Annotated in this window: 10 protein-coding genes; all 10 read right to left on the bottom strand. The window is 61.9% G+C overall.

Annotated elements, in window-relative coordinates:
• Nucleotides 1-2: 2 nt before the first annotated feature.
• Nucleotides 3-419 carry a hypothetical protein gene (locus C8N42_RS10855; RefSeq protein ID WP_107816593.1) on the bottom strand — a complete coding sequence of 139 codons (417 nt, stop codon included), beginning with the start codon at nt 417-419 and terminating at the stop codon, nt 3-5.
• A 1-nt stretch (nt 420) separates the two neighbouring features.
• The gene (gene hflX, locus C8N42_RS10860; RefSeq protein WP_245890058.1) at nt 421-1,716 is read right to left on the bottom strand and encodes a GTPase HflX; all 1,296 of its coding nucleotides are present in this window, start codon (nt 1,714-1,716) and stop codon (nt 421-423) included.
• Nucleotides 1,717-1,822: 106 nt separating this feature from the next.
• Nucleotides 1,823-2,059, bottom strand: coding sequence for an RNA chaperone Hfq (gene hfq, locus C8N42_RS10865; RefSeq protein ID WP_066603845.1), 237 nt, complete (start codon nt 2,057-2,059; stop codon nt 1,823-1,825).
• Nucleotides 2,060-2,247: 188 nt separating this feature from the next.
• The gene (locus C8N42_RS10870; protein WP_107816595.1) at nt 2,248-3,789 is read right to left on the bottom strand and encodes a TrkH family potassium uptake protein; all 1,542 of its coding nucleotides are present in this window, start codon (nt 3,787-3,789) and stop codon (nt 2,248-2,250) included.
• The gene (trkA, locus tag C8N42_RS10875; RefSeq protein WP_107816596.1) at nt 3,789-5,165 is read right to left on the bottom strand and encodes a Trk system potassium transporter TrkA; all 1,377 of its coding nucleotides are present in this window, start codon (nt 5,163-5,165) and stop codon (nt 3,789-3,791) included. Before trkA ends, C8N42_RS10870 begins: the two co-directional genes overlap by 1 nt.
• 192 nt (nt 5,166-5,357) lie before the next feature.
• Complete coding sequence (ntrX, locus tag C8N42_RS10880) at nt 5,358-6,761, bottom strand: nitrogen assimilation response regulator NtrX (RefSeq protein WP_107816597.1); 1,404 nt, start codon at nt 6,759-6,761, stop codon at nt 5,358-5,360.
• Nucleotides 6,762-6,782: 21 nt separating this feature from the next.
• Nucleotides 6,783-9,044 carry a sensor histidine kinase NtrY-like gene (locus C8N42_RS10885; RefSeq protein WP_425430525.1) on the bottom strand — a complete coding sequence of 754 codons (2,262 nt, stop codon included), beginning with the start codon at nt 9,042-9,044 and terminating at the stop codon, nt 6,783-6,785.
• Nucleotides 9,045-9,199: 155 nt separating this feature from the next.
• A complete protein-coding gene (locus C8N42_RS10890; RefSeq protein WP_107816598.1) occupies nt 9,200-10,582 on the bottom strand; it encodes a response regulator in 1,383 nt (460 codons plus the stop codon).
• A 100-nt stretch (nt 10,583-10,682) separates the two neighbouring features.
• Nucleotides 10,683-11,759, bottom strand: a complete 1,077-nt coding sequence (locus C8N42_RS10895) for a two-component system sensor histidine kinase NtrB (RefSeq protein ID WP_107816599.1) — start codon at nt 11,757-11,759, stop codon at nt 10,683-10,685.
• Nucleotides 11,756-12,736 carry a tRNA dihydrouridine synthase DusB gene (dusB, locus tag C8N42_RS10900; protein ID WP_107816600.1) on the bottom strand — a complete coding sequence of 327 codons (981 nt, stop codon included), beginning with the start codon at nt 12,734-12,736 and terminating at the stop codon, nt 11,756-11,758. The genes C8N42_RS10895 and dusB overlap by 4 nt, the downstream gene beginning before the upstream one ends.
• Nucleotides 12,737-12,776 lie beyond the last annotated feature (40 nt).

The raw sequence follows: 12,776 nt of genomic DNA on the forward strand, positions 1-12,776 counted from the left end.
CCTTAGGCCTGCCCCTTCAACTCATTCTTGTAGACAAGGAACCCCGCGCCCTTCTCGATGGCCTTGCGGGCCATGCGGTCGAGGGCCGGATCTTTCAGGCGTTTCTGGCCGGTGATGTCCATGCCGTGCTTGATCTGCATCCCGGACCAACCCGTCATCTCAAGCCCCTTGAAGGCCTTGGCCGCAGCGATTTCTCTGGTGGTCGCGACCATGAACACGGCAATCGCGTGGCGCGCGCCCATGCGCAAGCCGGTCTTCGCCCCCGCCGTGGCTTCGAACAGCATCATAAACAGACGCGGCGTTTCCCCCGAAGCCTTTTTCGGAGCGGCGCTCTGAGAAGCCGCCTTTTTCGCGTCGGGCTTTTTCGCCGCAGGTTTCTTCGTGCCGCCCGCCTTGGTCTTGGTCGTCTGAGCGCTCATCTCACATCTCCCGGAATTGCTTTTCCTGCCGCGGCGTCCACAGCACCTTAAGCTGATATCCGTCTTCCGTCATCTCCTCGGAAAGAACAACCCCTTCCTCGAAAAGCCAGGCCCGCTTGCGACCTTCCGCGTAGGGCAAAAGGAAATCGCGCTCGATCTTGTCCTCCTCGAAAAAGGCGGAGATCGCGGCCAGAAGCTCCGGCACACCCTCGCCCGTCACCGCCGAAATCGCGAAGATATTGTCCTCATGCGCAGCACGCTCCATCCGGGCGGCGCGGGCTTCTTCGTCCAGCAGGTCGATCTTGTTCCAGACCTCGAACATCGGCGCGTCATCCTTAATCCCGAGATCGCGCAGGATTTTCAGCACGTCGTCGCGCTGATGATCCGTCTCCTCGGAAGCAATGTCGCGCACGTGCAGGATCAGATCGGCGTCCAGCACCTCTTCGAGCGTCGCGCGGAAAGCGGCGACCAGTTGTGTCGGCAGATTGGAGATGAAGCCCACCGTATCGGACAGGATGATTTCCCGGTCGCCGCCATGGGCGTTTTCGATCACCAGTTGCCGCATGGTCGGATCGAGCGTCGCAAAAAGCATGTCCTTCGCGAAGACATCCGCGCCGGTCACCGTGTTGAAAAACGTCGATTTCCCGGCGTTGGTGTAGCCCACGAGTGCAACAATCGGAAACGGAATCTTGGCGCGCGAGGCGCGGTGCAGCTCGCGGGTTTTCACGACCTTCTCCAACTGACGCCTGAGCCGGGTCAGTTGTTCGTCGATGGCGCGGCGGTCGGCCTCGATCTGGGTCTCGCCGGGACCGCCAACGAAACCCAACCCACCACGTTGCCGCTCAAGGTGGGTCCAGGCGCGCACAAGGCGGGTGCGCTGATAGGTGAGTGCGGCCATTTCGACCTGCAACACGCCCTCGCGGGTCCGGGCACGATCGGAGAAAATTTCGAGAATCAGCCCCGTGCGGTCGAGAAGTTTGACCTTCCACTCTTTTTCGAGGTTACGCTGTTGCACCGGCGTCACCGGCCCGTCGACCAGCACCAACTCGACCTCGGCCGCCTTCATCCGCTGTTTCAACTCCTCGATCTTACCGGAACCGAAGAGGTGACCCGGCTGGATTTTCGGCAGGCGCACGATCTCGGAGCCCACCACCTCAAGCTCGGGCAAGGCATCCGCCAGCGCCACGGCCTCTTCAAGCCCCGCGATGGGATCGCGGCGGGTGCGGTCGGAGGTAATGTCGGGATGAAGCACCCAGGCGCGGGTTTTCTTCACCTCATGGTCATGCAGTTCGGCCAAATGCCGCTCCTTTGAACGCGAGAAAGCACCCGTCGCGTGCCGACAGGTGCCCATCAGTGTGGTGTCACTTATAGTTTAACCTGCGCAATGCAAGAGGGCCGGTCTCTCAGGCCTCTTCACCATCGTAAAGATTGATCGGCTGGGCCGGCATGATCGTCGAGATCGCATGTTTGTACACGAGCTGAGACTGGCCGTCCCGGCGCAGGAGGACGCAGAAATTGTCGAACCATGTGATCACACCCTGAAGTTTGACCCCGTTGATCAAAAAGATCGTCACGGGAACTTTGGTCTTGCGAACATGGTTGAGGAAAGCGTCCTGCAGGTTCTGTTTGTCGGCGGCCATAATCTTTGCCTTTTTCTTGCGCTTTTGATGCGAGCTGTCCCTCGGGCGACAGCACTTGAGGGTGAGTTCGCCGGAGATTCAGGGGAATGTCAAGATAAGGCGCTGAATTTCCGCGCCTTGTTTTCAACCCGGCGCAAATTTGCGTCACATCCTGAAGATGCGAGCGCTAACGCATTTCGCGGATGCTTTTACCGCCGCCAGAACTCGGGATTCAGCAGGGCGATGATCGCCAGCATCTCCAAACGACCGAGCACCATGGTTGCCGCCAGAATGAGCTTTTCGGGCGCCCCAAGGGCGGCGTAGCTCAGCGGCACATCCCCCGCCACCTGCACCAGCGGCCCGGTGGTGGTCAGCGCCGAGATGGTGAAAATCGTCGCCGCCTCGAAATTGAGCCCGTAAAGCGACAAAAGCATCATTACCGCGGCGATGGTGAAAGCAAAGACCATGAAATAGACCCAGGCAACATAGGCCCCTTCGCGCCGGATACGCCGGGCATTGGCCCCCGCCCCGCCCACGGAATTGGGTGAGATCAGTTTCTCGATCTCGCGCTCGCCGTGGCGCACCAGTGCATAGAGCCGGATGAGTTTGACACCGCCCGCCGTGGTCGCCACCCCGCCCCCGAAAATCGCCAGCCCCATAAGCAACACGCCCGGCGCCTGAAGCCCGGACCAGAGCCGCGCCTCTTCCCAACCGAGGGATTCGAACCCCGCCGTGGACAGGAAGGACAGCACCATGAAAATGCCACCCCAGAGCGAAGAAAGCGCGCGCCCGACCGTCCAGTCGCCCGACACTTCGAGCACAGCGACCCAATGACGCAGGAACAGAAACAGCGGCACGGTGACGATCAGCGCCAACGCGATCTTCATCTCCGGGTCACGCCACAGGGGCGGTGCATCGGGGCGTGGCTGATCGGCGGTGAAGGTCTTGCGCGACAGCGCCAGGAAGAGGAAGGCGAAGACCAGAAGTTCTCCCATGAACCCGGTGCCCGCCTGCGTCAGCCCCCCCACCGGGGAGATGCCCGAGGTCGCCAGAACCGACATGGCATGACAGAGCGCCACATAGGGGCTGGAGCCGACCATGGCGAGCGCAAACCACAGCGCGATGGTAAGCCCGAGGTAGATCGGAAAAAGCTTCGTGGTGAATTTTGCCATGCGCTCATGCGCTGCGGCGATGCGGGTGATCTGCGAGGCGCGCACCTCGCTCTGTCCGGGCTGGCGCGAGGAAATGACCTCGAACCCGCCGAGGTTCATGGGCGCGAGCACCGCCACCGCCGTGACCCAGGCAAAGAGCCCGCCGAGCCAGCCGACCAGCGCGGTCCACAGATGCACCGGTTTCGACAGCCGCGCCGGATCGTCGAACAGCGTCGCCCCGGTGGTGGTCAGCGCCGAGACCATCTCGAAATAGGCGTTGAAATAGGTGGTGTCCTTCGTCGCCTCGGAAAACGGCACCGCAAGGATCAGCGGCAAAAGCGTATAGGCCCCGACCAGCGTCAGAAGTTGGTTGCGGCCCTCGCGGTCGCGGGAAGCGCTGCGATCCTCGAAACCTTCGGGGCGATATCGCGCGATGGCGATGAACAGGGCCATGGAAGAAAACAGCACACTGGCATAGACGAAGGCCCGCGCATCGTCCCATTCGCGCAGCACCAGCGCATAGATGGCCGGCACCATCATGGCGGCGCCGGAGACCAGCATCAGCTGGACGAAAAAGGGCATGCGCGAGAAGCGGTTCATCAGAAATAGTCGATCGAGACCTGCAACAGGCGTTCGACTTCCGGAACGTCGGCGGAGAGCGAGAAGATGGAGATCACATCGCCCTCGTCGATCCGGGTCTCGCCCATCGGCTTGACATATGTGTCGCCCTTGGCAATCGCGCCGACCAGCACACCTTCGGGAAAGTCGATGTCGCGAATGCGCTTGCCGGAGATCGGCGAGGTCGACAGCACCTGTGCCTCGATCACCTCCGCCTCGCTGTCGCCCACGGAATAGACGTTGCGCACCCGGCCGTGGCGGATGTGGCGCAGGATCGAGGACACGGTTGTGGCGCGCGGGTTGATATAGGCGTCGATGTCGAGCGCGTTCAGGATCGGCACCAGTGTTGGATCATTGACCAGACAGATCGCCATTTTCGCCCCTGCCTGCTTGGCCCGTACGGCGGCAAGCATGTTGACCTTGTCGTCATCGGTGACGCAAAGCACCGCATCGGCCCGGTTTACCCCCGCCTCGGACAAAAGCTCCGGGTCGAGACCGTCGCCATTCAGGACAATGGTCCGCTCCAGCGCATCCGCCGCCTTTTCCGCGATCTTGCGGTTCTTCTCGATGATCTTGGCACGCACCCGCTCGGTCCGGGCTTCCAGCGCCTGCGCCACGCCGAGCCCGACATTGCCGCCGCCGAGGATCACCACGCGTTCCTGTTTGGCGTTGGTCTTGCCGAAAATCTCCAGCGTCCGGGTGATGTCGTCGGAATGAACGAAAACGTAAATTTCGTCGCGGGCAAAAAGCTGATCCTTCGGTTCCGGCGCAAACAGCCGCCCGTCGCGGCGTACCCCCACCACGGTGGCGCGGAGCGTCGAGAACAGCTCGGTCAACTCACGCAAAGAGGTGTTGAGCACCGGGCAGTCTTCTTCGAGCAGGATGCCCATGAGCTGTACCCGGCCAGCCAGAAACGCCTGAGTGTCAAACGCCGCAGGGGCCGCCAGACGCCTGAGCGCCGCCTCGGCCACCTCTTTCTCGGGCGAAATTACCACATCAATCGGAAGGTGATCGCGGCGGTAAAGATCGGAATAGATCGCGGTCAGATAGGACTGCGCTCTGAGACGCGCGATTTTGCGCGGCACGTTGAACACGGAATGCGCCACCTGACAGGTGACCATGTTCACCTCGTCGGAATAGGTCGCGGCAATCACCATGTCGGCATCACGCGCGCCCGCCTTTTCCAACACATCCGGATAGGAGGCAAAGCCTTCGATCCCCTGCACGTCGAGCGTATCGGTGGCCCGCCGCACGAGTGCCGGGTTGTTATCCACGACAGTGACGTCGTTTTTCTCGGCGGAAAGCTGCTTGGCGATCTGCCAGCCGACCTGGCCCGCGCCGCAAATGATGACCTTCATCGCATCATCCCTGTCTCAGGGCCGCCGTGAATGCCACGACCGGCCCTCTATATGTCACGCCCTGCGCCGCGGAACGCTCCGCGACCAGCACAGGGCCTTGGCTTCGCCACAGGCTTGGCATGGAATGTCAGAGGCGTCAACGCACCCGACGACCGGACGGGCCGTCGAACGCCACGTCTTCACCCTGCCCGCTCACTCCGTTTCCTCGGCGACGTAGGCCATCCGCCCGCCCTGTTTGTTGCCGGTCACGACGCCCAGCGATTTAAGCTTGCGGTGCAACGCCGAGCGTTCCATGCCCACGAATGTTGCGGTACGGGAGATATTGCCGCCGAAGCGGTTGATTTGGGTCAGCAGGTATTCGCGTTCGAACACCTCGCGCGCCTCGCGAAGCGGCAATGTCGCGATCGCTGGCGACAGCATCGCCCGCCCGTCGTCTTCGCGCACCCCGTCCTCGGAAGGCAATTCCTCCGCCTCGATCAGCCCGGTGCTCTCGCCGAGGATCAGCACCCGCTCGATCACGTTCTTAAGCTGGCGCACATTGCCGGGCCAAGCCATGGTCTGAAGCATCGCAGCAGCATCCTCGGAAAGATCGCGCAGCGGCAACCCCTGCTCCCGGTTCAGCTTCTCGATGAAGAACCGGGCCAGTTCAGGGATGTCCTCGCGGCGTTTCTCAAGCGCGGGCACTTCGATCGGCACCACGTTCAGCCGGTGATAGAGCTCTTCGCGGAACCGCCCCGCTTCGATCTCCGCGAGAAGATCGCGCGAGGTCGAGGAGACGACGCGCAGATCGACGGAGACTTTCGAGGAACCACCCACACGGGTAAAGCGCTGATCGACCAGAACGCGCAGGATTTTCGACTGGGTGCCCAAGGGCATATCCGCCACCTCGTCGAAATAGATCACCCCGCCACTGGCCTCCTCCAGAAGCCCTTTCTCGACACCACGCTCCGATGTCTCGCGACCGAACAAAACCTCCTCCATCCGGTCCGGCTCGATGGTGGCCGAGGACACGGTGACAAAAGGCGCATCGCGCCGCTCGGACCCCGCATGGATGAAGCGCGCCGCCACTTCCTTACCGACGCCCGCGCCGCCCGTGAGCATCACCCGACCGTTGGATTTCGTCACCTTCTCAAGGTTGCTCTTGAGCTGCTTGAACGCCGCCGAGACACCGATCATCTCCAGCTCCCCCGAACCCGAGCGTTTCAGCGTGGCGTTTTCGCGGCGCAGGCGCGAGGTCTCCATGGCACGGCTGATCACCACCATGAGCTGGTCGATGTTGAACGGCTTCTCGATGAAATCGTAAGCGCCCTGTTTGATCGCCGCAACGGCGATCTCGATGTTGCCATGGCCGGAAATGATGATGATTGGCACTTCCGGGTGCTCGCGCTTGACATGTTTCAGGATGTCGATCCCGTCCATGTCGCTGTCCTTCAGCCAGATATCAAGGATCATCAGCGCTGGCACACCCGCGTCGATTTGCTTGAGGCACTCATCCGAATTCGACGCGAGCCGCGTCTCATAGCCCTCATCCTGAAGAATATCCCCGATCAATTCGCGAATATCGCGCTCATCATCGACGATCAGAATATCAGACATTTCTCACTCCAGACTTCATCTTTACACCGCAATCTCTTGTTTTTCTTTAATAACATTGCCACCCACGACGGCGATGCGAATGCTCGCACAAGCCCCGATCCGGCCGGTTTCATCGAGCGGCACACCATCGGTCAACGTCAGTGTCCCGCCATGTTCTTCAATGATCTTTTTGACGATCGGCAGCCCCAGCCCGGTGCCTTTCTCCCGCGTCGTCACATAGGGTTCGAACAGCCGCGAGCGGTCCTCCGGCAAGCCGATACCGTTATCGGTCACCGAGATCACTGCCTCCTGATCCTCGCAGTGCATGGCCACCAGAATGCGCGGCACGTAACCCTCTGTAACGCCGCATTCCTCAAGACTTTCAATCGCTTCCCCGGCATTCTTTATCAGATTTGTGAGCGCCTGTCCGATCATGGTCGCATCCACTTCGGCAAGCGCCGTATCCGGGTCTATTCTGGCCGTGATCTCCACATCCGGCTGGGCGTTCTGCTGCAACAGGACCGCGCCTTTCACCAGCTCGACAAGATCGTGTTCACGCCGCTCTGGGCTTGGCATACGGGCGAATTTCGAGAACTCGTCGACGATGCGTCGCAGATCGCCGGTCTGACGCACGATCACGGAGGTGTATTGTTCCAGATCCGCCCGCGCCTCCTCGTCCAGCCCGCGCCCGAATTTGCGCAGGATACGCTCGGCAGACAGTTGAATGGGGGTCAGCGGGTTCTTGATCTCATGCGCGATCCGCCGGGCCACATCGCCCCACGCGGCCAAACGCTGCGCGCTCACAAGATCGGTCACATCGTCAAAGGCGACCACATAGCCCTCAAGTTTGCCGTCCACGTCACGTCGCGTTGCAATACGAACCAAAAGGCTTTCCTGCGCCCCAGAGCGGATGAGCCGCAGTTCGTCCTGCGCCACCTCGCGCTTATTGCTGCGCAGGAGATCGAAAAGCGGACAGAATTCCGGCACGACCACGGCCAGAGGTTCGCCCGTCACATCGCGTTCGCCGAGGTTCAGCAGCGCCTGCGCCGACCGGTTCAAAAGCGTCACCCGTCCTTCGGCATCGAGCCCCACGACACCCGCAGTCACCGAAGAAAGAACGGAATCGAACAGCCGCCGCCGCGCTTCGATCTGGGCATTACGCTCCATCAGCTCGTCATGCTGGAGCTTCACCTGCCTGGTCATCTGGTTGAACACCCGGCCCAGTGTTGCGATTTCGTCCTGCCCTTCCTCCTCGGGCACGCGTACCGACAGATCGCCCTCCCCCACCTTCTGCGCCGCCCCCGCCAGCCGCCCGATGGGCCGCGCCAGCCGTTCGGCGAACCACAGGCCCAGCCAGGTCGCGGCCAGAATGAGAATGAGCGCAAACCCGATGTACAAAAGCCCGAATTCGAACAGAAGCCTCCCACGCTCGCTCTCCAATTGATTATAAAGCGCGATGCTGTCCTGCGTCTCGTCCAGCAGGTTGAGGATTTTACCATCCACGTCGCGGGTCACGTAGAGATAGCGGTCCGAAAAGCTAGCCAGACGTTGCAGCGCACGGCTCTCGTTGCGGTCCCAGTCGTCAATCAGCACCAGTTCGCCGGTCTCCGCCCGTGCGAGATCCGCCTCCGACGGTTTCTCGTAATCGAACAGATAGGAGCGCTCACCACGGGCCTTGATCTCGCCCGCCCTATTGATGACATAGGCCTCGCGCAGCCCCCTCTGAACCAAACCCTGCCCTTCATTGAGCACTTCCCGCAGCCCGCCATCGGGCAGGATCGTGACTTGCCGCCGCCGGTCGATGATGAAATTCGCCAGCCCCCGCGTGTCCTCGGCCAAACCGTCACGATGTTCGGTCTCATAGGCTTTTGCCGCTTCGAGAGAGGAGCCCACCACATTGCGCACCCGCTCTGAGAACCAGCCCTCAAGGCCGAAATTCACCGTAACCACGGCGAAGACCGCGACCATGACGGTCGGAATAAGGGCAAGAAGCACGAAAGCGCCCGAGAGCCGCAGATGCAGCCGCGAGCCTTCGGAATGGGCGCGCCGGGCGGCGATCACACTGGCGATGCGCTGCGCCACAAGCCCCGCAACCACAAGCACATAGACCACATCGGCCAGAAGCACGGCGCGCAACACCGCCGATGCCGGACCGTGATCGAGCGGACCGAGCACAAGGAACGTGAACACCGCCAGGAGCGGCCCCATCACGAAAACCGCAAGCGTCGCCACATTCTGCAACCGGCGCTGCCGACGCAGCCGCAACAGCCTGTTCCAGCTTTGCCGACCGATTCTCTGTGCCACCGGTTTTTGTGCCACTGCCCGCACCCTCAAACTGCTCAAAACGCCCCTTGCGCCGCCCTTGTTTTCATGGCTCAGACACAAAGCACCGTGGCAGAGAGAGCGCAGTGGAGTGGTTTTCCGGTCACTGCGCCCTAATCGGCACGGATGTGGCCTTTTTACATCAGCTTACGACGGCGTGTCACCTGAATATCGAGATCATTGATCTTTTTTCGCAAGGTATTGCGGTTGATGCCGAGCAAATCGGCACATTTGGCCTGATTTCCGCCCACTGCATCCAGCGCAATTTCGATCAGCGGCCCTTCGACCTCCTTGAGAATACGCTGATACAACCCCGGCGGCGGCAAAACCCCACCATGCAGGTCGAAATACCGGCGCAGATGCTTGGCCACCGACGACGACAGTTTCTCGCCCTCGCCCCCGCCTTGCAGCGGCTCCATGGCGGGCTGGTTGCCGAGCACGGTTTCGACCTCCATCCGGGTGATTTCCTCTTCGGGGGAGGTAACAATGAGCCGGCGGATGGTGTTCTCCAACTGGCGCACGTTGCCCGGCCAACTGTAGGCGCGTACCAGCTCCATCGCGTCGGCGGTGAAACGCCGCGCCGAGAGTCCGTCGCGTTCGGCCTTCGAAAGGAAGAACTCCGCCAGAAGCGGGATGTCGTCGACGCGTTCGCGCAGCGAGGGCACAGAGATCGTCACACCGCCAAGACGATAGAACAGGTCCTGACGGAAGGCACCGCTTTCCATCTTGGCCGAAAGATTGGCTTGCGAAGTTGCCATGATGCGCGGCGCGTTGTCGGTGAAACTGTCAAGCATGCGCACGATACGCGCCTGTGCCTCCTCATCGAGATCGCCGACCTCGTCGAACAGAATCGAACCGTTCCTGGCCTTTGAGATCACCGCCGCGGGGCCTTCCATCGTCGCGAGATCGGAAGCCGAGACCACCACGAAGGGCAGGTTGCGCCGGTCGGAGAAATCATGGATCGCCCGCGCGATCAGACTTTTTCCGGTGCCGCTCTCGCCGGTGATCAGCACCGGCAGATCGGTGTTCATCACGCGTGCAACAAGGCGATAAAGCGTCTGCATCGCGGGTGTTCGTCCGACCAGCGGCAGGTCTTCCTGCGGTGCGCCGATCTCGGAGGGTGCGCGCGCCGTGGAAGGTGCCGGATTGGCGCGGCGCTTGACTTCAAGCGCCTTGGCGGCCCGTTTCATCAGGTCCGGCAGATCGAAGGGCTTCGGCAGATAGTCGAAGGCCTCGGCCTCGGCGGCCTGAATGGCGGTCATGATGGTGTTCTGCGCAGAGATCACGATCACCGGCAGACCGGGCCGCAACTCGGCGATGCGCGGCAGGCTCTCAAGCCCGTTGCCATCGGGCATCATCACGTCGGAGATCACCAGATCGCCTTTGCCCTCTTCCACCCAGCGCATCAGCGTGACCAGAGACGAGGTCGCGTGCACCTTGCAGCCCGCACGGGTCAGCGCCTGGGTCAGGACCGTGCGGATCGTGCGGTCGTCATCGGCGACGAGGATCGTGCCATCCATAGTATTCTCTCCTTGTCAGTCTCGCGTCAGGCCCATCGGCCCACGCGCTGTCCCCTTGTCGGTGGGGCTTTTCTCAACTTTATGACGTGTCACGCGCATGTCACCCTTTTTTCGGTTCGCGCGGGGCAACCGGCAGGGAGATACGGAACACGGTCTTGCCGGGCACGGAGTCCACGGAAATCCAGCCCTCGTGATCGGAAATGATCTTCGAGACCAGCGCGAGGCCAAGCCCCGTGCCGTTTTCGCGCCCCGAGACGAAGGGTTCGAAAATATCGGCGGCAATCTCCGGCGGCAGGCCCGGACCGTCGTCGATGATTTCGACCTGAAGCGGCAAGGCCGCCCCCGTCCCGTCCTTGCGCCGCAGCCTCAGCGACAGGTCGTAGAAGGTCCTCAGACGGATCGTGCCGCCTTCCTTGCCCGCCGCCTCGGAGGCGTTCTTGATCAGGTTCAGGAAAACCTGCAAAATCTGATCGCCATCGACAAAGGTCGGCGGCAGGGAGGGATCGAACTCCTCGATGAACTTCATGTTCGCGCCATAGGACAGCTCGGCAGATTTGCGCGCCCGGTCCAGCAGGTCGTGAATGTTGATCGGTCGTTTGGCGGGCGGGCGCAGGTTGCCGAATTGCTCCACCTGCTCCAGAAGCGCCACGATCCGGCGGCTTTCCGCGACGATCAGGTCGGTCAGCTCAAGGTCCTCGGGGTTGAGGCTCATCGACAAGAGCTGCGCCGCCCCGGTGATGCCCGCCAACGGGTTCTTGATTTCATGCGCCAGCATTTCCGCCATGCCGATCGCCGAACGCGCGGAGGTTTTCACCTGATGCGCCCGGCCCAAACGGTCGGCAATCTGGCGCGGCTCCATCAGCAGGATGAGCCAGTTTTCCATGCCTTGCAGCGGTGCGATCTGGATGTTGCATTGCACCGGTGCGGCGTTGCCGCCCGAGACATCGACATTGTTGATGAACAAAGGCGAGTCGTCCCGGCGCACCCGCCCGAAGGCTTCCTCAAGCGGCGCGTCGATAGCCAGCTTGTCGAACACGGGCACACCGGTGAGCACCTTGGCCGACGCGTTGAGAAACAGTTCGGCGGCAGAGTTCACCTCGACGATCTCATCGCCCGCGTCGATCATGATCGCGGGCACCGGCAGAGACGGCCAGAGCATGTCGAAACGATGTGTCATGCGGCGCAGACCTCCCCACTTAAAGCTTCGGGCAAAAATTCGAACACGGCACGTGGTGATTTTTGCGTCAGTACCCGCTTGCGCAGCGCCTCGGGCGTTCCCGCCGTATCCATGTACCAGCCCAGATGTTTGCGCATCACCCGCCCGCCGAGGACCTCGCCGTAAAACGTCAGCCCTGCCTCGTAATGGCGCGCGACCATCTCGACGAAATCCTTGCCCTCGGGACGCACGGGCAGCGGCGCGCCGGTCAAATTCGCAGCGACCTGCGCCAGAAGCCAGGGTTGGCCCTGCGCGCCGCGCCCGATCATCACCCCGTCCGCGCCGGATTGCGCCAACGCTTGCCGCGCGGCCTCGGGCGAGGTGATATCGCCATTGGCGATCACCGGGATCGACACCGCCTCCTTCACCGCCCGGATCGCGGCCCAGTCGGCGCGGCCCTTGTAGAACTGGCACCGCGTGCGGCCATGGATGGTGATCATCTGGATGCCCGCATCTTCGGCGCGTCTGGCAAGCTCCGGCGCGTTCAGAAGCGCATCGTCCCAACCCAGCCGGGTTTTCAGCGTCACCGGCACCTTGACTGCCCCCACCACCGCCTCGATGAGTGTGAGCGCATGGTCGAGATTGCGCATCAGGGCAGACCCGGAATAGCCCGACACGACCTTTTTCGCCGGGCAGCCCATGTTGATGTCGATGATCTGCGCTCCGTTGTCCTCAGCCATTTTCGCCGCCAAAGCCATCGGTTCCGCCTCGCGCCCCGCAAGCTGCACGGCGGTGTTCTCGACGCCGAAACCAAGCTCCGCCTTCTCGCGCGCCCCAGGTCGCGCGTTCAGCATGTCATGGGAAGCAACCATCTCGGACACCACAAGCCCCGCACCGAAAGACGCAACGAGATCGCGGAAGGGCAGGTCTGTGATTCCAGCCATGGGGGCCAGAAACACGGGTGGGTCCAGTTCGAATTGCGCCAATTCAACGGGCAAGCGATTAATCCTTGAGCATTTCGGACAGAGGTAGCGGTCA

Origin of the sequence: Celeribacter persicus, from assembly GCF_003050785.1 — a bacterium.
Classification (GTDB): Bacteria; Pseudomonadota; Alphaproteobacteria; order Rhodobacterales; family Rhodobacteraceae; genus Celeribacter; species Celeribacter persicus.